This is a genomic window from Atlantibacter hermannii (assembly GCF_009907385.1).
GTDB lineage: Bacteria > Pseudomonadota > Gammaproteobacteria > Enterobacterales > Enterobacteriaceae > Atlantibacter > Atlantibacter hermannii_A.
The window spans coordinates 13,814-35,862 of record NZ_JAAATR010000024.1 but is presented as its reverse complement, the minus strand read 5'-3'; the positions used below and the strand labels follow the sequence as shown (position 1 = coordinate 35,862).

The window sequence follows — 22,049 nt, the reverse complement described above, 5'->3', positions numbered from 1 at the left end:
CTCTTGGGGAAATATCAGGGAGTCGCCTCCCTGATTACATCAATCCTTTACGGTCACCGGCTCTCTGACGATGAACCAGTAACACAGCGCCGCACAGGCCGCGATAATCCCGCCGCTGGTGAATGCCAGGGCGTATGAACCCGTCACGTCGGCGATAAGCCCGGTGACCAGCGGCGATAACGAACCGGCAAAGTAGCCGCCGAAGTTCTGGATACTGCCTACCGAGGCCACCATCGAGGCAGGCGCCACATCGCCCGGCAGTGCCCAACCGGTGGCGGACAGCGCGGACAGCAGCGCCATCGCGATAACCAGCAGCGTCAGGGTTGCGGCCAGGCTATCCACCATCGGAATGGCGATAACGGCGACGCCGGCTAACAGCGCAGAAATACTGATGGTGACGCGCTTGGCTTTTAACGACTCTCTGATAATGCTTCTGTCCACCAGCCATTTCGATACGTAGCCGCCGACAATCGCGCCGACAATACCGCCGAAATAAGGAATACTGGCGTAGATACCTAATTCTTTAAACTGAATATTCTGGGTCTTCATTAAATAGAGCGGCAGGAAGGTGGTGAAAATATTCATCATCCACACATAACAGAACCAGCCTAAAATCATTCCCCAGATGCAGCGATATTTAAATAAACCACCCCAACTAATTTTTTCCGCTTCGCCGGTTAATTTCTCCGCCGTACCGCCGCCGCCTTCTTTAATATAGTCCAGCTCTTCTTTGGTAATGGTCGGGTGTTTTTCTGGTTGGTGATAAGCAAAGATAAAGAACACCACGAACACTAAACCAATCGCCCCGGCGATATAGAACAGCGAACGCCAGCCGAAGGGCACGATAATCGCCACCAGGATCGGCGGAGCAATCGCCGGGCCCCATTTAGACGCCGCATCCCAGAAACCGGTCGCCAGCGCGCGCTCGCTTTTCGGGAACCAGGAGGCGGTGATCTTCGCCGCACCCGGCCAGCAAGGGGCTTCAGTAACACCGAGAATGCCGCGGGCAAAAATCAGCGTCACCATATTGCTGCACGCGCCGGTCAGCATGGTCGCGCCGCTCCACAGCGCCACCGCCCAACCGTAGACCTTCTTCGGGCCAAAGCGGTCAACCAGGAAGCCCGCAGGCAACTGACACAGGGCGTAAATCAGCGCAAATACCGATCCTAATAAACCGATATCGGTATTCGATAAATTAAGATCTTTCATCATGTCCGGCGCAGCGATGGATAAGCTGGCGCGGTCGAGGTAGTTAATAATACCGCCAATCAATAACAGGAAAACAACGAACCAGCGTTTATTTCCCCGTTTTTTCGTTACTGCTCTTTCATTAACGATAGTGTTCATAAAGCAGACCTTTTAATTATGTGTAGGGTACAAAAAATCAAATAATCTGTCGGCGACGCGCCATGGCAAATAATCCAGCACTGGAGAGGGAACGGCTGGACGGCGCGACGGTAATTTTCCCGGTAAACCACGGATCGTTATCAATTAGGGTGGCGAAGGCGAACTTCAGGGTATCTTTACCGCATACCACGACGTGCGTATCGGGCGTGACGGTAAAGGCTTCGCTGTTTTTAACCGCCTGCAAATCATCCTGTAATACCGCGCCAAGCAGCACGTTGGCTTTCTGGTTCAGCGTTAAGTCGCTGAACATATCCAGTACGCGAACCGAGAAACAGGTGCGCGACAAGCCGGTTTGCAGACACTGATTCGCGCCCTGCAACAGCGCCGGCGCTTCAATGTCCTGGGCGAATTGCAGATTGAGCGAACTGGCGAGAATAGTGTGGCGGGTAATCACATCCAGCAGTTCCCCGCCGATGGTGGTCACGCAGCCTTCGATACGGTTATCGGCATCGATTTTGACGAACTTGGAGTGCGAACCCGGCAGGATAATCAGCGCCGGGCCGCTAATGCCCAGGCTCGCCAGTACGCCGATCGCCTCGGTTTCTTCGCCGCGCATCATGTCCATTTGCTCGGCGTTTTCCAGAGTGACGGCGGATTTGTGGTTGCGAATGCCCGGCACGAACCAGATCGGTTCATCGGTGATCGCCGGTAAATTTGCACAGACCATGCCTTTCGCCAGTTCATTCAGCCCGGCGGGGGCCAGCAGGTGCGGGATTTCGCACAGGCCGACGTTGGAGGTGATCATCCCCGCAGAGAGATAAACCACGTTTTCCCCTGCCGGAATGTTCGCCTGGGTACGCGCGTCGTTAACGGCGTCGCTGACCCCTTTCATTAATATGTCGGTGCTGCCGGAAATCGCGGTATCGCGCACGCCCACCGGGCGGGCGGCTTCAGCGAGCAGGCGCTCGTCCTGCCAGGCGCACACGCGGGTATTGGTGGTGCCGGTATCGATGGTAATGATGTACATATCTTTCTCGCTCTTCTTATCACTGTAGGGTGCGAAGAATATTGGCAATGGCGCTGGCGCCGGTAATGGCCAGCATATCTATTTGCTCTTCGTCGGAAATAATGCGTAACGGGTTATCAATATTTAATTGCTGCTGGATCACGTGCTGATAAATTTCACAGCGCTTCGCGTTGCCGATTAAGAAAATATCGCCGTCGAAATTAAACCCTTGCCCCCTGGCGTCGGCGAATAATTTGATATCGTCTCCCGCCATGGCGCTATCAAGAAATAATTTGCGCTGGGCGGCGGTGGTCGGGAAAGAGAATTGCAAAAAGCGCGTCATAAGTATGGTGCGCAGTAATCCGCTTTCGGCGACTGAACGGCAGGCCGCATTAATGATGGCCGGATCGATTTGCTCATCCGCGTCTTCCGGCGTTGTTGCCACGCTGGAAGAGACAAAAGTGTGTTTCAGGATCGCGGCATAGACCTGGCCGCTGAGTGAAGTAATACTGCCCGCGATCTGCCCCTGCTCATTAATTGAAATCAGCTTGGTGGTAGAGCCTAATTCAATCAGCGTGCAGGGCAAACGCGGCTGATAACCGAGCAGCACGCCCGCCGCCTGGGTTTCTTCACCACGCATTAAATCGATACCGCGCAGGTTTTCCCAGGATGGCGTGGTCTGGTTTTTAATGCCGGGGATCAGCATCACCGGGATATCCAGCGCCAGCAGTTCGTTTTCCGCGAACGGCACCGTGTGCCGCGCCAGCTCTTCAATACTGGCCGGGGCAATGCGGTGAGGAATTTCGTGCAGGCCCAGGTTTGAGGTGATCATTCCTGAGGCGATAATAAATTGAATATCCTGTTGAGACTTGCCGTTTCTCGCCAGTAATTGTTTTACGCCTTGTGCCATGGCCTGACGTAAAATTTCATTACTACCGTGGGTAATCGTGGAGTTTACCCCTTCGGTAATCATTTCTTTATCGACAATGCCGGTGCCTGCAAATTCCAGCAAATAAATACGCGTTGCTGACGATCCTGAATCAATAACAACAAACATATTCACTCCTTTTTAAAATTCCGTTCGCGGTTTGCCGGATTAATTACAGGCTGCGCTGCAAAATATCGCGTAAGGTCTGGGCATCCGGCACGCGCGGGTTATTTTCCATCACCACTTTCATGGTGGTTTGCACGTTATTGATGATCCAGTCGAAGTGCTCTTCCTTCACGCCCAGTTCGGTGAGTGAGGGCAGCATATTTACGGATTTCAGGAAGTCGGTCACTGCTTTAACACTGCTGTAGGCGGCTTCTTCGGTGTTCATATCACGGGTATCCACGCCCATTGCCGCCGCGATGGCAGCGAATTTCTCCGGCGCGGCCGACCAGGTATATTCCATAAAGGCCGGATACACGGCGGCGATCCCTTCAGCATGTACCACATCCAGCAGGCCGCCCATCGGGTGCTGTAACGCGTGCGGCAGCGTGGTGCCCGCGCAGTCGATAGCCATACCGGCCAGAGTGCTGGCAAAGGTTACCTGTTCCCAGGCCGCCAGATCGGTCACATCGGCATAAACGCGCGGCAGGTTTTTCGCCAGCAGCGTGATGGCGCGCAGTGACAGCATTTCGCTGAACGGATGCGCATTGCGGGAGATATAGGATTCCAGCGCGTGGAACAGCACGTCCGCGCCCGGTCCGGCAATTACGCGCTTTGGCAGGGTGAGCATTAATTCAGGATCGACGATGGACGCCACCGGATAAATCAGCGGGTTGACCAGGCCTTTTTTGTCGTGGGTTTCCGGGTTGGTGAACACCGCGGTGCGGTTAGCTTCGCTGCCCGTGCCTGCGGTAGTCGGTACCAGGATAATCGGCAGCGCATGCTGCGCCTGTTTTTTACCGAACACGTAATCCCAGATGCTGCCTTCGTTCAGCGCGCAAAATGCGATGCCTTTCGCCATATCCATGGCGCTGCCGCCGCCAATGCCAATCACCAGATCGCAGTTTTCCTTCTGCGCCAGGTTCGCACCCGCTTCAACCAGGGTGGACAGCGGGTTCTGCATAAATTCGTCATACACCGCGTAAGTCATGCCTGCGGCAGTTAATGCTTCCTGAGCGCGCGCCAGTTGCCCGGTAGGCCTGGTGCTGTCAGAAACCACCAGCAGCGCTTTTTTACCGTACTGCCGGGCAACGTTACCGAGCTGGCCAAATTTGCCAGGACCAACGTGCAGCTTAACCGGGTTATTGAAGATAAATTCGGCCATTATTTATTCCTTTTGTTCGTATATGCGGACCATGTTCGGATATGTGATTATTATGGGACGCTTTTTGTTCGCGACACAACCTGTTTTGTCTGAACAATGAGCGGAATCACATTTTTTTCTGTAAAGGGAACGGCCTGTGGTGTTTCAGGAACAGGCCATAAATTTAGCGGCGTGAGAGAAGAAGGCAGGCGTTATAACGGCTTAACGCCTGTTTATTAACAAGGAAGTTTAAAGAGTGGTGTTATCGGCCAGCGAAGCGGGCGTGACCTCAATAATTTCCACCTGATGAGTATGAGCCAGTTGGTTCATCGCCGCAGGCGGCGTCTCATTGGTAAACAGCGCAGACGCCTGGCTGATATTACCAATGCTGACGGCAGCTGACGCATGGTATTTGGTGTGATCGGCTGCCAGAAGGATATGTCGCGCATGGGCCATCATCCCTTTCGCCACACTGGCTTCGTTAACATCAAACTCCAGCAGCGTGCCATCGGCATCAATGGCCCCGACGCTGGTTATGAGATAATCCGCGCGGAATTCAGACACAAACGCCACCGCATGCGGGCCAATAATCCCGCCATTGTGAGCGCGGATTGAGCCGCCCGGCATCATCACCTCAAATCGCGGATTTTTATACAAAATATGCGCTACGCGCAGGCTGTTGGTGATAATACGCAGGTGATTATGGTTCAACAGCGCGCGCGCCACATGCTCCACCGTAGTGCCAATGGTAATAAAAATAGTAGAGCCGTCGGGAATGTAGTCGGCAATGGCTTCCGCGATCGCCCGCTTTTCATCTGTCAGAGAGACCTCGCGCTGCTCAAACGCCGTATTGACCACGCTGGATGCCCGCCCTGCGCCGCCGTGATGACGCGTGATTAATCCCTGATCGCTCAGTTTACGGATATCGCGACGCACCGTTTGCGTTGATACATCCAGCAGTTGCGCCAGTTCATCAATGTTCATATAACCGCGATCGGCAATCAGCGTTAATAACTGATCGTGCCGCGGGTTTCCGGTTAGCTCAGTCAGGCTCATAGGTTGTCCCTGGAAAAACATCTCGCCCCGCATTTTATACATAAAGTGACAGAAAAGAGCGGGTTTGATCACAGTCAGGGATCCCGGCGCGGCCACCAGGGCGGGTACATTTCAGTGCCGCTACCGCGCTGGCGAAGCGGATTGCCTCTTCGATGTCGGTTTTTTGCGCCAGGCTTACCGCCAGCGCGCCGTGAAATACATCGCCTGCGCCAGTGGTATCGACAACATCGACATGGAAAGCAGGTAAGTGGTGCAACTGCGAATTTTCCATCCACAAACAGCCCTGTGCTCCTTGCGTAACATAAACATGACCATTTGTGAGCGTTTGTGCTTGTTTTAGTGCAGCAGGCGCGTCCGTAACCCCAGTGAGACGCACTAAGCCTGGTGCAGAAAACGCGGCATGATCGCTCAGCGCGACCAGTTCAGCAATATCCTGTGGAGTGACATCGGCATCCAGTACCGTCGGCACGCCGTTGGCGCGCGCCACGGTAAACGCCTGTTTTGCACCGTGATGCCAGCGGACATCCGCCAGTACCGCGCCCCACTGGCTGAAATCGATATCAGCCATCCAGTCTGCGCAGTGGGGTAAATCGGGACTGGGATAGTTAGCTATGATGCGTTCCCCCGCCGCATCCACCAGCACGGCGGACTGCGACGAACGCGCGCCTTTCACGATCCGTGTGTAACGCGTATTGACACCATGCGCCTGTAATTCTGCCAGTAGTCGGTTGCCCGTATCGTCATCCCCGACCCGGCCAATAAAGTCAACTTCAGCACCCAGTTTCGCCGCCGCAACGGCAGCGGTTGCAGCGGGCCCACCGCCAACTTCTTTATAGTCTCCCGCCACATATTTCCCACCTTCCTTGGGTAAATCATTGAGATACCAGATACGGTCCAGCACGGCGATCCCCACACAAGCAATACGAATCATGTTCATTCCTTTCGCGTTTTTTGATGACGCTATTTTAATTTCGCAAATTGTTTAAAAAGTGACGCCTGTCAATTTTTTGACCATAAATTACAAATACGATCAAAATACAGACACAAACGATCAGTAAGTGACAAAATAAGACAGGAGAGACCAATGTCAGCCATAGGATTTATTGGGCTGGGGCAAATGGGCGCGCCAATGGCGAGCAATTTGTTACGTCAGGGCCATCAGCTCAGGGTATTCGATGTTAATCCGGTCGCCGTGCAAACGCTGGCGGCTAAGGGAGCGCAATCCGCAACCACGCCAGCACAGGCAGCTGAGGGCGCCGAATTCGTGATTACCATGCTGCCCAATGGCGATCTGGTACGCGAGGTACTGTTCGGCGAGCGCGGCGTTTGCGCAGGATTAGCTAAGGACGCGCTATTGATCGACATGTCCACTATCCATCCGCTGCAAACCGACAGGTTGATTAGCGATATGGCAGAACGTGGTTTCAGCATGATGGATGTTCCCGTTGGCCGCACCTCCGATCATGCCGTCGCCGGGACGCTGCTGCTGCTGGCAGGCGGTACGGCACAGCAGGTTGAACGCGCCAGGCCGGTACTGATGGCTATGGGTAACGAGCTGGTTAACGCTGGCGGCCCTGGTATGGGCATCCGCGTCAAACTGATCAACAACTATATGAGCATCGCGCTCAATGCACTCTCCGCCGAAGCTGCCGTGCTGTGCGAAGCGCTGGGTCTTTCTTTCGATATCGCCCTGCAGGTAATGAGCGGTACGCCAGCCGGTAAAGGCCATTTCACTACCTCCTGGCCAAACAAAGTGCTGAAAGGGGATCTTTCTCCGGCATTCATGATCGACCTCGCCCATAAGGATCTGGGTATTGCGCTGGATGTGGCCAATCAACTGCATGTTCCGATGCCGCTCGGCGCGGCGTCGCGTGAGGTTTACAACCAGGCGCGCGCCGCCGGGCGTGGGCGCGAAGACTGGACCGCCATTTTAGAGCAGGTGCGCGCCAGCGCCGGCCTGTCTCACTGACGTTAACGTTTCAATAAGGAATCACCATGAGTCACTACACCCTTAAGGATATCGCCCGACCTTCCGGCGGATTCGCCATGCTGGCGGTCGATCAGCGCGAAGCAATGCGCTTAATGTTCGCCGCTGCGGGTGCCTCACTTCCTGTGGCCGACAGCGTATTAACAGATTTTAAAGTTAATGCAGCCAGGATCCTGTCGCCCTGGGCATCGGCGATCCTGGTCGATCAGCAGTTTTGCTATCGCCAGATTGTGGAGCAAAAGGCAGTTGCCAAAAACTGCGCGACGATCGTCGCGGCAGATGCGTTTATCCCGGGCAACGGTATTCCGGTTGATAGCGTAATTATCGATCAGCATGTCGATCCGCAAGCGGTGAAACGTGACGGTGCAAAAGCGCTGAAACTGCTGGTGCTGTGGCGCAGCGATGAAGATCCGCAGCAACGTCTGGAGATGGTGAAAACCTTTAATCAGCGCTGCCATGCCGAGGGGTTGCTGAGCATTATCGAACCGGTAGTGCGCCCTCCCCGCCGCGGCGACAGCTTCAACCGCGAGCAAGCGATTATCGATGCTGCAAAAGAGCTGGGGGACTGCGGCGCCGATCTCTACAAAGTGGAAATGCCGCTATTTGGCAAAGGTTCGCAGCAGGCCCTGCTTAGTGCATCTCAACGACTTCATGACTGCATCAATATGCCCTGGGTCATTCTCTCTTCCGGGGTGGATGAAAAACTGTTCCCGCGTGCGGTCAGAACAGCCATGGAGGCTGGTGCATCCGGTTTTCTGGCAGGCCGTGCCGTCTGGTCGTCCGTGGTCGGCTTGCCGGACAGTGAGTTGATGTTCCGGGATGTCTGCGCGCCCAAACTGCAACGCCTGGGTGAAATTGTTGACGAAATGATGGCGAAACGCTGAGAAAAGGACAACGCAATGAAGTGGTTTAACACCCTGAGCCATAACCGCTGGCTGGAACAAGAAACTGACCGCATTTTCGATTTTGGGAAGAATGCCGCCGTGCCGACCGGATTCGGCTGGCTGGGCAATAACGGCCAGGTGAAACCTGATATGGGCACCCATCTGTGGATCACCGCCCGTATGCTGCACGTCTATTCCGTTGCCGCCTCAATGGGCCGACCTGGCGCGTATCCGCTGGTTGAGCATGGCATCAACGCGCTCAATGGCGCGCTGCGCGACAAGCAGCACGGCGGCTGGTACGCCTGCGTTAATGACAACGGCGTGGTCGATGCGTCCAAACAGGGCTACCAGCATTTCTTCGTGCTGCTGGGCGCTGCAAGCGCGGTGACGACCGGCCATCCTGCGGCTCGCCCATTGTTGGATGACGCTATCGAGGTGATCGAGAAGTACTTCTGGAGCGAAAAGGAGCAAATGTGCCTTGAGTCCTGGGATGAGGCTTTCACCGAGACGGAAAATTACCGTGGTGGCAACGCCAATATGCACGCCGTAGAGGCGTTTCTTATCGTCTATGACGTGACCCACGATCGCAAATGGCTTGACCGCGCGTTAAGGGTGGCCTCGGTGATTATTCATGACGTGGCGCGCAAAGGTGACTATCGCGTTAATGAACACTTTGACGCTAACTGGAACCCGATCCGTGATTACAACAAAGAAAACCCGGCCCACCGCTTTCGCGCCTACGGCGGCACGCCTGGTCACTGGATCGAGTGGGGCCGTTTAATGCTGCATCTGCGCGCCGCGCTGGAAGCCCGCTTCGAAACCCCGCCGGAGTGGCTGCTGGAAGATGCGAAAGGACTGTTCCACGCCACTATCCGTGACGCCTGGGCGCCCGATGGTGCGGATGGCATCGTGTACACCGTCGACTGGGACGGCAAGCCTATTGTTCGTGAACGGGTTCGCTGGCCGATTGTGGAAGCGATGGGCACCGCTTATGCGCTGTACACCGTGACCGGTGATGCGCAGTACGAAACCTGGTATCAGACATGGTGGGACTACTGCATCAAATACCTGATGGACTACGAAAACGGGTCATGGTGGCAGGAACTGGATACCAATAACCAGGTGACCACCAAAGTCTGGGACGGCAAGCAGGATATTTACCATTTGCTGCACTGCCTGGTGATCCCTCGTCTGCCGCTTGCACCAGGGATGGCTCCCGCCGTCGCCGCGGGTTTGCTGGATGTGAATGCCAAATAACGCCGCGTAATGAAGGAGGGAAGCCATTATGCAAAAAAGCGGGAAAACGCGGGTACTGACCGCCGGCGAGTATCAGGCGAAGATCGTAACCGTCGGCGCGGGGATTGCTGAACTGACGCACCGGGGGCGTCACCTGGTGATCCCCCATCATCCGGACGAAATGCCGTTAGCGCATTCAGGGAAAGTGCTGGTTCCCTGGCCTAACCGCATCGCCAACGGCTGTTACCGGTACGATGGCGTAGATTACCAGCTGGCGATTAACGATCGTGCATCACAATCCGCCATCCACGGCCTGCTGGCCTGGCGAGACTGGCAAATTAATGACAGCTCGGAAACCGCCGTCACGCTGAGCGTATTTTTACCGCCGCATTATGGCTATCCCTTTATGCTGATAACGGAGATCCGCTACCAGCTGGACGCAGAGACCGGACTATCCGCCTGCATTACGACCACCAATCCTGGCGATGCCGCTGCGCCTTACGGCGTAGGGGTACATCCCTACTTAACCTGCAACATGGCAAGCACCGATAGCTGTGAGTTAACGCTTCCGCTCACTGCTGACGTACCGCCAGCACTGGATTACCGGAAATCTCGAAAAATCGGCGCTGCGCAAATCGATCACACCTTCAAAACCACGGGTGCCGAATGGGAAGTCCGGCTGGTCAGCCAGCAACAACAGATGGCCGTCTGGCTACGTTCCGCTCAACCGTGGCTGCAAATCTATACCGCCGACAAGTTAAACCGTAAAGGGCTGGCTGTTGAACCCATGAGCTGCCCGCCGGATGCGTTTAATTCCGGCCTGGACGTGGTTTCGCTGGCCCCGGGAGAGTCACACCGGTTCAGCTTCACTCTTGGCGGCGAATAACCGACTTACCCTACATCAGAGGCAATAATGAAATCACAACGCACCGATCTTAATGGTATTGAGCTTATTACGTCTGACGACGGCTTTACGCTTGCGTACCACTCACGGCTTATTCTACGTCACACCTCGCAATCCCCATGTTTATGGGTCGGCGCGGGCGAAGCGGATATCGAGATGTTCCGCGGCAACTTCAGCATAAAAGACAAGCTGAACGAAAAAGTGACGCTGAGCCAGGCAACAGTGATTGCGCAGCCGCAAGGCTGGACAATCCGCTTTACGCGCGGTGACGCTGTCAGCGCAACGCTGAATATCGGTATCGACAGCCACCAGCGTTTGTTGCTCGAACTGAAAAACGACGCGGCCAGCCATAACCGTATCTGGCTCCAGCTGGCCGCGCAGCCCGAGGATCATATCTACGGCTGTGGCGAACAGTTCTCTTATTTCGATCTGCGTGGCAAACCCTTCCCGCTATGGACCAGCGAACAGGGCGTGGGACGCAATAAACAGACATATGTTACCTGGCTTGCCGACTGCAAAGAAAATGCGGGCGGAGATTATTACTGGACCTTCTTCCCGCAGCCAACGTTTGTCAGCACCCAAAAGTATTACTGCCACGTCGACAACAGCTGCTATATGAATTTCGACTTCAGCGCGCCGGAGTTTCACGAGTTGGCGTTTTGGGAAGATAACGCCACGCTGCGTTTCGAATGCGCGCCTACTTACGTTGAGCTGCTTGAAAAACTCACCGGTCTGCTTGGCCGCCAGCCAGAACTTCCGGACTGGGTTTACGATGGCGTGACGCTCGGTATCCAGGGCGGGACCGAAATTTGCCAGAGAAAGCTCGATGCAATGCGCAACGGCGGCGTGAAAGTTAACGGCATTTGGGCGCAGGACTGGTCCGGCATCCGCATGACCTCGTTTGGCAAGCGCGTGATGTGGAACTGGAAGTGGAGCAGCGAACTGTATCCGCAGCTTGATCAACGCATCCCGCAGTGGAAAAAAGAAGGCGTACAGTTCCTCACCTATATCAATCCCTATGCCGCCAGCGATCGTGATTTGTGCGAAGAGGCGGCAAAACGCGGATATCTCACCAAAGACGTCGATGGCAAGGATTATCACGTTGAGTTCGGCGAATTCTACGCGGGGGTTATCGATTTGACCAACCCCGAAGCCTATGACTGGTACAAAGGCGTGATCAAACAAAATCTGATTGCGCTCGGCTGCGGCGGCTGGATGGCGGATTTTGGCGAATATCTTCCCACCGACACCGTGCTGCACAACGGCGTTAGCGCGGAAATCATGCATAACGCCTGGCCTGCCCTGTGGGCAAAGTGCAATTACGAAGCACTAGAGGAAACCGGCAAACTCGGCGAAATCCTGTTTTTTATGCGCGCCGGTTATTCTGGCAGCCAGAAATACGCCTTAATGATGTGGGCAGGCGATCAGAACGTCGACTGGAGCCTGGATGACGGTCCGGCGTCGGTGATCCCGGCGGCGCTGTCGCTGGGGATGAGCGGCCACGGTTTGCATCACAGCGATATCGGCGGCTACACCACCCTGTTTGAGATGAAGCGCAGTAAAGAGCTGCTGCTGCGCTGGTGCGATTTCAGTGCTTTCACCCCAATGATGCGCACCCATGAGGGCAACCGTCCGGGAGATAACTGGCAATTCGACAGCGATGCGGAAACTATCGCCCACTTCGCCCGAATGACTACCGTTTTTACCACCCTGAAGCCGTATATCAAAGACGCGGTGGCGCAGAATGCAAAATCGGGCCTGCCGGTGATGCGCCCGCTGTTCCTGCACTATGAAGACGATGCGCACACCTACACCCTGAAATACCAGTATTTGTTCGGTCGCGATCTGCTGGTGGCCCCCGTGTATGAAGAAGGACGCAGCGACTGGACGCTCTACCTGCCGGAAGATAACTGGATAAACGTCTGGACAGGCAAGCAGCATCGCGGCGGTGAAGTGACCGTTGATGCTCCGCTTGGCAAGCCGCAGGTGTTTTATCGCCAGGATAGCGAATGGGCACCGCTGTTTAACGCTTTACGTCATATCTGATAACGCTCGCCCGCAGGCTTCCCTGCGGGCAATCGGAGAATAATAAAATGAGTCAATTATCATCTGATGCGGCAACCCTACGTCTGCCGTTTAAAGAAAAACTTGCTTATGGGATGGGCGATCTGGGTTCCAATATTCTGTTGGATATCGGCACGTTATATCTGTTGAAGTTTTACACCGATGTACTGGGTCTACCCGGCACCTATGGCGGCATTATCTTTTTGATTGCCAAATTCTTTACCGCGTTCACCGATATGGGAACAGGGATCCTGCTTGATTCGCGCCGAAAAATCGGCCCGAAAGGAAAGTTCCGCCCCTTCGTACTGTATGCCGCTTTTCCAGTAACGTTACTGGCAATTGCTAACTTCGTCGGCACCCCCTTTGACATTACCGGGAAAACCGTGATGGCAACGGTGCTTTTTATGCTGTATGGACTGTTTTTCAGCATGATGAACTGTTCTTATGGCGCGATGGTTCCGGCAATGACGAAAAATCCAAATGAACGGGCATCGTTGGCTGCCTGGCGTCAGGGCGGCGCAACGCTGGGTTTGCTGTTGTGTACCGTCGGTTTTGTCCCTGTCATGAATCTGATTGAAGGGAGCTCCCAACTCGGCTACATCTTTGCCGCCACGCTATTTTCTCTCTTTGGATTGCTCTTTATGTGGTGCTGCTATCGTGGGGTTAAAGAACGCTACGTTGAAACGCAGCCTGCCAGTTCGGTACAAAAACCGGGGTTATTACAATCGTTTCGCGCCATTGCTGGTAACCGCCCGCTATTTATTCTGTGTATCGCCAATCTGTGCACTTTAGGCGCTTTCAACGTCAAACTCGCCATCCAGGTTTATTACACCCAGTACGTGCTGAACGATCCCATTCTCCTCTCCTGGATGGTTTTTTTCAGCATGGGTTGCATTTTTATCGGCGTATTTATGATGCCTGCCGCCGTGCGCCGCTTCGGTAAGAAAAAGGTTTATATCGGCGGTCTGCTCATTTGGGTGGCTGGCGATCTGCTCAACTACACCCTGGGCGGTGGTTCAGTCAGCTTTGTCGCGTTTTCCTGTCTGGCGTTCTTTGGCTCCGCCTTCGTTAATAGCCTCAACTGGGCGCTGGTTTCCGACACGGTCGAATACGGTGAGTGGCGCACCGGTGTACGTTCTGAAGGCACGGTCTATACCGGTTTTACCTTCTTCAGAAAAGTCTCCCAGGCGCTGGCGGGTTTCTTTCCCGGCTGGATGCTGACGCAGATCGGCTATGTACCTAACGTGGTGCAATCTGCCGGTACGGTTGAGGGCTTGCGGGAACTGATTTTTATCTATCCCGCCGCGCTTGCCGTGGTCACGATTGTAGCGATGGGAGGCTTCTACAACCTCAATGAGAAGCTGTATATCCGCATTGTGGAAGAGATCGAGATGCGTAAGCATCCGGCGTGATAATCACTATAACGAGGATCGACATGAACACGAATTCTGATCCGTTAACCCTGAAGCTGAGCCTGCGGGAGAAATGCGCCTATGGAATGGGCGATGTCGGCTCGAATCTTATGCTATGCATCGGTACGCTGTATCTTTTGAAGTTTTATACCGATGAGTTGGGTCTGCCCGCGTTTTATGGCGGCGTGATATTTCTGGTGGCGAAGTTCTTTACCGCGCTCACCGATATGCTAACTGGCGTGCTGCTGGACTCGCGCCGCACTATCGGCCCGAAGGGAAAATTCAGACCCTTTATTCTGTATGCTTCAATCCCGGTTGCGCTGGTGGCCACAGCACAGTTTATGACTAACGATTTTGAGCTACCGGTAAAAACTGCCGTGGCAACAGTGCTTTTTATGCTGTTCGGCCTGTTCTACAGTCTGATGAATTGTTCCTACGGTGCAATGGTGCCCGCCATTACCAAAAACCCTCATGAACGCGCCCAGCTCGCTGCCTGGCGCCAGGGGGGAGCAACGGTCGGTTTGCTGATTTGCACCGTTGGGTTTATGCCGATTCAGGCGATGTTTAACGCCAGTTCATCATTAGGTTATCTGGTGGCGGCCATGCTGTTTGTTACTGGTGGGCTTTGCTGCATCTGGTTGTGCTACAGCGGCGTTAAAGAGCGTTATGTGGAGGTCGTGCCAGCTCACCATAAGCCGAGCATCTTAAAATCGTTTTGCGCGATCTTCCGTAACCCACCGCTGTTAGTGCTGTGCATCGCGAATCTGTGCACGCTGGCGGCCTTTAATATTAAGCTGGCGATTCAGGTTTATTACACTCAATACGTACTTAACGATATCCACCTGCTGTCATGGATGGGATTTTTCAGTATGGGCTGCATCCTGGTGGGGGTGCTGTTAGTTCCCACTGCGGTTAAACGCTTCGGCAAGAAGCAGGTCTACCTGGGTGGGTTAATCCTCTGGGCAGCAGGCGATGTGTTGAACTTTTTCTGGGGTAGCAGCTCGCTGATGTTTGTGTTGTTTTCCTGTATGGCCTTCTTCGGCACCGCCTTTGTAAATAGCCTTAACTGGGCGCTGGTACCGGACACGGTAGAATATGGCGAATGGAAAACCGGTATTCGCGCCGAAGGTTCGGTTTATACCGGTTACACTTTTTCGCGAAAGATTTCCGCCGCGCTGGCTGGATTCTTGCCGGGCATTATGTTGACCCAGATCGGCTATATCCCGCATATCGCCCAGAGCGAGGCAACGCTATTAGGTTTGCGTCAGCTTATTTTTCTTTGGCCCTGTAGTCTGGCGATTATTGCCGCAGTAACCATGGGTCTTTTTTATAAACTCAGTGAACAACGTTTTGCTTTTATTATTGAGGAAATTGGAAAACGCAAAAAACAACTCTCTCCTGAAACCGAAATGAATAAAGAAAATAAAGCGTCAGCCGTCACTTTATAATTAAAAATCTGGCCGTAATACATAGCCTTCGTGCCTCGCACAAGGGCGGCCTTTCTGTACTTAATACATGGAAAACATAATGAAAAGACTTCTCACAGCAGCGCTGGTGTTGTCCGTTTCCAGCCCGGCTTTTGCCGGAGCCTATGTAGAAACCCGTGAAGCTTATAACACCGCTTCCGATCTGCACGAGGTCATTCTCAGAGCAGGTTATAACTTTGATATGGGTGCAGGCATTATGGCAACTAATGCCTATAATGTCGGTAGATGGGATGAAATGAAGCATAGTTATAATGAAATCGAAGGCTGGTATCCCCTCTTCAGTCCTACTGATAAATTAACCTTTCAACCTGGCGGATTAATTAATGACAACCGCGATGGATCCGGAGGCGCCGTTTATTTAGATACTAAATATAAGTTTACATCCTGGTTTAATTTGACCTTTCGCTATCGTTACAACCACAATAATTATGATACGCCCGATATCAACGGCAACATGGACAAAAACGATACCCACGAGTTTGCCAACTACTGGAATTTTAAAGTCACTGACCAGTTCACCTGGATCTTTGAACCCCATTTTTTTCAGCGCGTAAACGACTACCACAGCAAAAACGGCAAGGATCATCACTGGGAAATTACCAATGGATTTCGATACAAGGTCGACCAACATTGGTTGCCGTATCTGGAATTGCAGTGGCTGGACCGGTGGAATGCATATAACCGGGAACAGTACCGTATTAGATTGGGATTACGGTATTCTTTCTAAATTAATGCCCGTCGACATTTTATGTCGGCGGGTATTATGTATACTTATTTAGCTCCATAAATTAAATACACGCCTTCATCAAAGGAGGATTTGATTTCTATCCAGAGTGGGGACTAAAAAGACGGATCTCCCTGTTCTGTTAGCTGATAATAAGTCAGAACCCAAACCTGTTGCTGACCATTATCCAAAAAGCAACGACTTTTTTCTGGAATTATCTTCCGCAGTAATGCGAATATTCGAAATAATTATTATTTTCCAGCTTTATTTTTTCATCCGTAATCTCTAATAGATTCCAGTTGCTTAGCTGCCTTTCATCGTTAACATGTAGAGTTAAATCTCTGGTATAGCAAGGATAATTTAAAAACCATTGTAAAGACCCCTGATAAATTCTTAATGTTACATCAACATACCGATCATATACTGGATAAATTACCCCGGCCCTTTCTTCATCTATCTTATTACGCATAGAGATATCAATCGCATAACCATTTAGCCATCTGAAATAAGTAATATCAAAATAACGGCTTGTCGTCGCCATAAAAAACAAAGAAAGACAACAGCAAAAAACAATGATGAGAACTTTACGTTTTTCTCTCATTTTTTATTATTCTCTCATCGCGTTAATGAATTAAATATTGAGCATCACCTACAAGCGCTTCACCGTTACCAAGGCATGTCACCTTACTCCATTTCTCCCTTGCCTTTTGCGCATTCTTTTCCTTCGCAATTATGTCTGTAAAATAAAGTCTATAAGAATTCCAAATACTATAGTTCCTGCCATTAAAGAGTTGTCCTTTAATATTTACGCCGCCATCATCAGCATCTTCCATATAAATATAAACCCCACGGTACTGATTCTCCCAAAGAGCGTGCTGATGAAATACATCGCACCATTGCACAGCAATCAACTCACTGTTTCTTTTTATATTTGCAAAAAAAGTTAATATAATGTATATCGTAAAAATCACTAAAGAAAAGGAAAGTATATTTATAAGGAGTATATATAATCCAACAAAAAATTTTTGCATTTATATTACCTTCCCTTAAAAACTTTCAGCCCAGACAAGGTTTTTCTGCAACTCACCCCAGATATTATACTCCCTTGCCGCACCCATTTGATGAAACCGCCCCATAGCACTATCATCTACTGGAATTAAACCTCCTAATAAAACACCTCTTGATTTACTGCTTGTTATATTCCAGTTATATCTGTCAAAGAATACGAAAGTAAACAGAAGGTTATATTCATATTTTCCTCTTTCCATCATTTTACCGGCGATGGACAAATGGCGTGTGTGCGCTATTTCTTTGATAGTAAGCTCACCTTTCCCCCAACATTGATATCCACCAATGGCATAGAAAAGATCGGCGCTATCCTCTCTGAAGTCACCATGTGAAACAGCTGATGATGTTATTTTATAAATACCTGGAGATAGAGAAGAGGCTATCTCTTCACAAAATGCTTGTGCTTCTTTTAACTCTTTCTCAAAGATGTTTCTTAATCCCCGGGATTTACTCATAAAATAATTCATCATTTCAAAATCATAATGAATATCTTCTCTTCCTTGCAAAGGATTTTCGAAATAATGTTTAAGATGATCCACCGCTGTGGGATAGCGATACTTTATAAATTTTAATACATACGCATAGTCTTCAATCCCTTTATCATTCAAAACCTGAATGATACTTTGCGCTACGGTTGATAGCCCATCCGAATTAGATGGGCTTGATAAACACAGGTTACACCATGCACCAGACCCATAGTCCTGCTGATAGTCTGGATCTTTTTCACCTAAAATATACCCAGCCATTATATAAATATCTCTCTATATATAAGTCAAATTATCATTAATAACATAATCAAGCAATTAATATACTATTATGAAGATTTAAAATATTGTTATGAAGAAAGGTTAATACTAAAAACTATAAATATGATAAAAATCAAAAAAAAGCCCGGGTAGAAATAAATCTATCCGGGCTTTTATATCTTATAAATTAATTAGTCTTCTTTCGAACCACGGCTGGCGCGACGACGATCGTTTTCAGTCAGATGACGTTTACGGATACGGATGGACGTCGGGGTCACTTCGACCAGTTCGTCATCATCGATAAACTCAAGCGCCTGTTCCAGAGACATTTTGATCGGCGGAACCAGAACCGTGGCTTCGTCCGTGCCGGACGCGCGCATGTTGGTCAGTTTCTTACCGGTCAGGCAGTTAACGGTCAGGTCGTTGGAACGGCTGTGAATACCGATAATCTGGCCTTCGTACACTTCCGCGCCGTGGCCCAGGAACAGCTTGCCGCGATCCTGCAAACCGAACAGCGCAAACGCAACCGCTTTGCCCTGGCCGTTAGAGATCAGCACGCCGTTGTTACGCTGGCCGATTTCGCCCGGACGCACGTCGTCGTAGTGGCTGAAGGTGGAGTACAGCAGACCGGTACCGGAAGTCATGGTCATGAACTCGGTACGGAAACCGATCAGGCCACGCGCCGGAATCAGGTAATCCAGACGAATACGGCCTTTGCCGTCAGGGATCATGTCCTTAACATCGCCTTTACGCTCGCCCATGGCTTGCATTACCGCGCCCTGGTGCTGCTCTTCGATATCCAGGGTCACGTTTTCGAACGGTTCCTGCATGCGGCCGTCAATCATGCGGTTAATAACTTTCGGACGGGACACAGCCAGTTCGAAGCCTTCACGACGCATGTTTTCGATCAGTACCGACAGGTGCAGTTCGCCACGACCGGATACGCGGAACGCATCGGAGTCTTCGGTTTCTTCAACGCGCAGCGCCACGTTGTGCACCAGCTCTTTGTTCAGACGCTCAAGGATCTGACGAGAGGTCACGAACTTACCTTCTTTACCGCAGAACGGCGAAGTGTTGACGTTGAAGAACATGGTCACGGTCGGCTCGTCAACAGACAGGGCCGGCAGCGCTTCCACGTTTTGCGGATCGCACAGCGTGTCGGAGATATTCAGCTCGCCCAGACCGGTGATCGCGATGATATCGCCTGCTTCCGCTTCGGTGGATTCAATACGCTCCAGGCCGAGGTGGGTCAGAACTTTACCGACTTTACCGTTACGGGTTTTGCCTTCGCTGTCGATCAGGGTGATCTGCTGGTTAGGTTTCACTTTACCGCGCTTGATGCGACCGATGCCGATAACGCCAACATAGTTGTTGTAATCGAGCTGGGAGATCTGCATCTGGAACGGACCGTCGAGGTCAACGTTTGGCGCCGGTACGTGGTCAACAATCGCCTGATACAGCGGGGTCATATCTTCCGCCATATCGGTGTGATCGTTGCCTGCGATACCCATCAGCGCTGAAGCATAAATAATCGGGAAGTCCAGTTGCTCGTCAGTCGCGTCGAGGTTGACGAACAGGTCGAACACCTGATCCACAACCCAGTCAGGACGCGCGCCAGGACGGTCAACCTTGTTGATAACAACAATTGGCTTCAACCCGTGGGCAAACGCTTTTTTGGTTACAAAGCGGGTCTGCGGCATTGGGCCATCCATTGCATCCACAACCAGCAGTACTGAATCCACCATGGACATAACACGTTCAACTTCTCCACCGAAGTCGGCGTGCCCTGGGGTATCAACGATATTGATACGGTAGTCATTCCATTTGATAGCGGTGTTTTTAGCGAGGATGGTAATCCCACGCTCTTTCTCCAAATCGTTGGAGTCCATCACACGTTCTGTGGTCTCAGCACGTTCGCTGAACGTACCGGATTGCTGCAGCAGCTTGTCAACCAGGGTCGTTTTCCCATGGTCAACGTGCGCAATGATGGCGATGTTACGCAGATTTTCGATCACAACTTTGCCTCAGGCATTAGAAATAGCGCGTTATTGTACACGTATTAATCGAAGGACTAAACAGGATCACAAAGAACCTTTACAAACAATATGAACAGTAAGGGATTGTGATCGGTTTCACGAAGCAAAAAAGAGAGCGCCCAACGAAAATTGCACCAATACAGTGCTCATTATTCACCTGTGAGCACTGTATTGGTGCAAGATATCCATCCTGGTGCAGCCCTTTTGCACTATGGTGCGCATAATAGCGCCTTTTTAGGGTAATTTGAAAGTTGGCACAGATTTCGCTTTATCAAAAACAGGGTGAAAACACCAACTGTTGAGCAGTGCAATTCCACGACGACGATGACCAATCCGGGAGAGTAAGTATGTCCGCCGAACACATTCTGACGATGCTGAATGAACATGAAGTGAAGTTTGTTGATCTGCGCTTCACTGATACCAAAGGTAAAGAGCAGCACGTCACAATCCCTTCCCATCAGGTTAATGCTGACTTCTTCGAAGAAGGCAAAATGTTTGATGGCTCCTCGATTGGTGGCTGGAAAGGCATCAACGAATCTGACATGGTGCTGATGCCTGACGCCTCCACCGCTGTGCTGGACCCGTTCTACGAAGAACCGACCCTGATCATCCGTTGCGATATCCTTGAGCCGGGCACCATGCAGGGTTACGACCGCGACCCGCGTTCTATCGCTAAGCGCGCTGAAGAGTACCTGCGCTCCACCGGTATCGCGGATACCGTGCTGTTCGGGCCAGAGCCGGAATTCTTCCTGTTCGATGACATCCGTTTCGGCAGCTCCATTTCCGGTTCTCACGTGGCTATCGACGATATCGAAGGCGCATGGAACTCCTCCACCAAATACGAAGGCGGCAACAAAGGCCACCGTCCGGGTGTGAAAGGCGGTTATTTCCCGGTTCCGCCAGTCGACTCAGCGCAGGACATCCGTTCTGTTATGTGTCTGACCATGGAAGAAATGGGTCTGGTTGTTGAAGCTCACCACCACGAAGTGGCGACTGCCGGCCAGAACGAAGTGGCTACCCGCTTCAACACCATGACCAAAAAAGCAGACGAAATTCAGATCTACAAATATGTGGTGCACAACGTGGCGCACCGCTTCGGCAAAACCGCGACCTTTATGCCAAAACCGATGTTCGGCGATAACGGCTCCGGTATGCACTGCCACATGTCCCTGTCCAAGAACGGCACCAACCTGTTCTCTGGCGACAAATATGCGGGTCTGTCTGAGCAGGCGCTGTACTACATCGGCGGCGTAATCAAACACGCTAAAGCGATCAACGCCCTGTCTAACCCGACCACCAACTCCTACAAGCGTCTGGTCCCGGGTTACGAAGCGCCGGTTATGCTGGCTTACTCTGCCCGTAACCGTTCCGCCTCCATCCGTATTCCGGTGGTCGCGTCTCCGAAAGCGCGTCGTATCGAAGTGCGTTTTCCGGACCCGGCGGCTAACCCGTACCTGTGCTTCGCCGCGCTGCTGATGGCTGGCCTTGACGGTATCAAGAACAAAATCCATCCGGGCGAAGCCATGGATAAAAACCTGTATGACCTGCCGCCGGAAGAAGCGAAAGAAATCCCGCAGGTTGCAGGCTCTCTGGAAGAAGCACTGAACGAGCTGGATCTGGACCGCGAGTTCCTGACTGCTGGCGGCGTATTCACTGACGAAGCTATCGATGCCTACATCGCTCTGCGTCGTGAAGAAGATGACCGCGTGCGCATGACCCCGCACCCGGTAGAATTTGAGCTGTACTACAGCGTTTAATTTTGTAGTCGTTAATGTTGCCGTGGAATTTTAGCCCATCTTCGGATGGGCTTTTTTCTCCACCAATAAGCTGATTTTAGAGGCTTTTTGCCCGCCTAACG

General features: G+C 52.0%; 19 protein-coding genes. 9 read left to right on the top strand and 10 right to left on the bottom strand.

The features are described from left to right. Window positions 1-39: 39 nt before the first annotated feature. From GV764_RS07020 to GV764_RS06995, 6 genes are all read right to left on the bottom strand, one after another. On the bottom strand, window positions 40-1,347 hold the full coding sequence (locus GV764_RS07020; protein ID WP_161659527.1) for an MFS transporter: 1,308 nt from the start codon (window positions 1,345-1,347) through the stop codon (window positions 40-42). Between the two features lie 37 nt (window positions 1,348-1,384). Then, window positions 1,385-2,374 (bottom strand): 2-dehydro-3-deoxygalactonokinase, encoded by a 990-nt coding sequence (locus GV764_RS07015; protein WP_161659526.1) that lies wholly within the window; start codon window positions 2,372-2,374, stop codon window positions 1,385-1,387. A 19-nt stretch (window positions 2,375-2,393) separates the two neighbouring features. After that, a complete protein-coding gene (locus GV764_RS07010) occupies window positions 2,394-3,410 on the bottom strand; it encodes a 2-dehydro-3-deoxygalactonokinase (protein WP_161659525.1) in 1,017 nt (338 codons plus the stop codon). A 43-nt stretch (window positions 3,411-3,453) separates the two neighbouring features. Then, window positions 3,454-4,608, bottom strand: coding sequence for an iron-containing alcohol dehydrogenase (locus GV764_RS07005; protein ID WP_161659524.1), 1,155 nt, complete (start codon window positions 4,606-4,608; stop codon window positions 3,454-3,456). 228 nt (window positions 4,609-4,836) lie between these two features. After that, on the bottom strand, window positions 4,837-5,643 hold the full coding sequence (locus GV764_RS07000; RefSeq protein ID WP_161659523.1) for a DeoR/GlpR family DNA-binding transcription regulator: 807 nt from the start codon (window positions 5,641-5,643) through the stop codon (window positions 4,837-4,839). A 34-nt stretch (window positions 5,644-5,677) separates the two neighbouring features. Beyond that, the gene (locus GV764_RS06995) at window positions 5,678-6,574 is read right to left on the bottom strand and encodes a sugar kinase (protein WP_161659522.1); all 897 of its coding nucleotides are present in this window, start codon (window positions 6,572-6,574) and stop codon (window positions 5,678-5,680) included. Between the two features lie 153 nt (window positions 6,575-6,727). Between GV764_RS06995 and yihU the strand changes: the two genes are divergently transcribed. From yihU to ompL, 8 genes are all read left to right on the top strand, one after another. After that, window positions 6,728-7,612 (top strand): sulfolactaldehyde 3-reductase, encoded by an 885-nt coding sequence (gene yihU / locus GV764_RS06990; protein ID WP_161659521.1) that lies wholly within the window; start codon window positions 6,728-6,730, stop codon window positions 7,610-7,612. A gap of 26 nt (window positions 7,613-7,638) precedes the next feature. Continuing rightward, window positions 7,639-8,514, top strand: a complete 876-nt coding sequence (gene yihT / locus GV764_RS06985) for a sulfofructosephosphate aldolase (RefSeq protein ID WP_161659520.1) — start codon at window positions 7,639-7,641, stop codon at window positions 8,512-8,514. 15 nt (window positions 8,515-8,529) lie between these two features. After that, window positions 8,530-9,771, top strand: a complete 1,242-nt coding sequence (yihS, locus tag GV764_RS06980) for a sulfoquinovose isomerase (protein WP_161659519.1) — start codon at window positions 8,530-8,532, stop codon at window positions 9,769-9,771. Window positions 9,772-9,799: 28 nt separating this feature from the next. Beyond that, complete coding sequence (locus GV764_RS06975) at window positions 9,800-10,636, top strand: aldose-1-epimerase (RefSeq protein ID WP_161659518.1); 837 nt, start codon at window positions 9,800-9,802, stop codon at window positions 10,634-10,636. A gap of 27 nt (window positions 10,637-10,663) precedes the next feature. Further along, on the top strand, window positions 10,664-12,700 hold the full coding sequence (locus tag GV764_RS06970; protein ID WP_161659517.1) for an alpha-glucosidase: 2,037 nt from the start codon (window positions 10,664-10,666) through the stop codon (window positions 12,698-12,700). Between the two features lie 47 nt (window positions 12,701-12,747). Further along, a complete protein-coding gene (locus tag GV764_RS06965) occupies window positions 12,748-14,130 on the top strand; it encodes an MFS transporter (RefSeq protein WP_161659516.1) in 1,383 nt (460 codons plus the stop codon). Between the two features lie 23 nt (window positions 14,131-14,153). Continuing rightward, window positions 14,154-15,578 carry an MFS transporter gene (locus GV764_RS06960; protein WP_161659515.1) on the top strand — a complete coding sequence of 475 codons (1,425 nt, stop codon included), beginning with the start codon at window positions 14,154-14,156 and terminating at the stop codon, window positions 15,576-15,578. Between the two features lie 79 nt (window positions 15,579-15,657). Continuing rightward, window positions 15,658-16,344: a porin OmpL gene (gene ompL / locus GV764_RS06955; RefSeq protein ID WP_161659514.1), complete on the top strand. Its 687-nt coding sequence runs from the start codon at window positions 15,658-15,660 to the stop codon at window positions 16,342-16,344. A gap of 211 nt (window positions 16,345-16,555) precedes the next feature. Here the strand turns inward: ompL and GV764_RS06950 are convergent, their stop codons facing one another. From GV764_RS06950 to typA, 4 genes are all read right to left on the bottom strand, one after another. Further along, window positions 16,556-16,942 carry a hypothetical protein gene (locus tag GV764_RS06950; protein ID WP_161659513.1) on the bottom strand — a complete coding sequence of 129 codons (387 nt, stop codon included), beginning with the start codon at window positions 16,940-16,942 and terminating at the stop codon, window positions 16,556-16,558. A 22-nt stretch (window positions 16,943-16,964) separates the two neighbouring features. Further along, complete coding sequence (locus tag GV764_RS06945) at window positions 16,965-17,372, bottom strand: hypothetical protein (RefSeq protein ID WP_161659512.1); 408 nt, start codon at window positions 17,370-17,372, stop codon at window positions 16,965-16,967. A gap of 15 nt (window positions 17,373-17,387) precedes the next feature. Next, window positions 17,388-18,155 carry a hypothetical protein gene (locus GV764_RS06940; RefSeq protein ID WP_161659511.1) on the bottom strand — a complete coding sequence of 256 codons (768 nt, stop codon included), beginning with the start codon at window positions 18,153-18,155 and terminating at the stop codon, window positions 17,388-17,390. 191 nt (window positions 18,156-18,346) lie between these two features. Continuing rightward, window positions 18,347-20,170, bottom strand: coding sequence for a ribosome-dependent GTPase TypA (typA, locus tag GV764_RS06935; protein ID WP_161659510.1), 1,824 nt, complete (start codon window positions 20,168-20,170; stop codon window positions 18,347-18,349). Between the two features lie 368 nt (window positions 20,171-20,538). Here typA and glnA point away from each other — a divergent pair, with 368 nt between their 5' ends. Beyond that, window positions 20,539-21,948, top strand: a complete 1,410-nt coding sequence (gene glnA / locus GV764_RS06930; RefSeq protein WP_144133062.1) for a glutamate--ammonia ligase — start codon at window positions 20,539-20,541, stop codon at window positions 21,946-21,948. Window positions 21,949-22,049 lie beyond the last annotated feature (101 nt).

Excerpts from the sequence above, each read along its gene's own strand:
- GV764_RS06960 (WP_161659515.1), top strand. The coding sequence starts at position 14,154 with ATGAACACGAATTCTGATCCGTTAACCCTGAAGCTGAGCCTGCGGGAG.
- GV764_RS07010 (WP_161659525.1), bottom strand. The coding sequence starts at position 3,410 with ATGTTTGTTGTTATTGATTCAGGATCGTCAGCAACGCGTATTTATTTG.
- GV764_RS06965 (WP_161659516.1), top strand. The coding sequence starts at position 12,748 with ATGAGTCAATTATCATCTGATGCGGCAACCCTACGTCTGCCGTTTAAA.
- GV764_RS06970 (WP_161659517.1), top strand. The coding sequence starts at position 10,664 with ATGAAATCACAACGCACCGATCTTAATGGTATTGAGCTTATTACGTCT.
- yihS (WP_161659519.1), top strand. The coding sequence starts at position 8,530 with ATGAAGTGGTTTAACACCCTGAGCCATAACCGCTGGCTGGAACAAGAA.
- GV764_RS06995 (WP_161659522.1), bottom strand. The coding sequence starts at position 6,574 with ATGATTCGTATTGCTTGTGTGGGGATCGCCGTGCTGGACCGTATCTGG.
- ompL (WP_161659514.1), top strand. The coding sequence starts at position 15,658 with ATGAAAAGACTTCTCACAGCAGCGCTGGTGTTGTCCGTTTCCAGCCCG.
- GV764_RS07020 (WP_161659527.1), bottom strand. The coding sequence starts at position 1,347 with ATGAACACTATCGTTAATGAAAGAGCAGTAACGAAAAAACGGGGAAAT.
- yihT (WP_161659520.1), top strand. The coding sequence starts at position 7,639 with ATGAGTCACTACACCCTTAAGGATATCGCCCGACCTTCCGGCGGATTC.
- GV764_RS07000 (WP_161659523.1), bottom strand. The coding sequence starts at position 5,643 with ATGAGCCTGACTGAGCTAACCGGAAACCCGCGGCACGATCAGTTATTA.
- glnA (WP_144133062.1), top strand. The coding sequence starts at position 20,539 with ATGTCCGCCGAACACATTCTGACGATGCTGAATGAACATGAAGTGAAG.
- yihU (WP_161659521.1), top strand. The coding sequence starts at position 6,728 with ATGTCAGCCATAGGATTTATTGGGCTGGGGCAAATGGGCGCGCCAATG.
- GV764_RS06945 (WP_161659512.1), bottom strand. The coding sequence starts at position 17,372 with ATGCAAAAATTTTTTGTTGGATTATATATACTCCTTATAAATATACTT.
- GV764_RS07005 (WP_161659524.1), bottom strand. The coding sequence starts at position 4,608 with ATGGCCGAATTTATCTTCAATAACCCGGTTAAGCTGCACGTTGGTCCT.
- GV764_RS06950 (WP_161659513.1), bottom strand. The coding sequence starts at position 16,942 with ATGAGAGAAAAACGTAAAGTTCTCATCATTGTTTTTTGCTGTTGTCTT.
- GV764_RS06940 (WP_161659511.1), bottom strand. The coding sequence starts at position 18,155 with ATGGCTGGGTATATTTTAGGTGAAAAAGATCCAGACTATCAGCAGGAC.
- GV764_RS07015 (WP_161659526.1), bottom strand. The coding sequence starts at position 2,374 with ATGTACATCATTACCATCGATACCGGCACCACCAATACCCGCGTGTGC.
- GV764_RS06975 (WP_161659518.1), top strand. The coding sequence starts at position 9,800 with ATGCAAAAAAGCGGGAAAACGCGGGTACTGACCGCCGGCGAGTATCAG.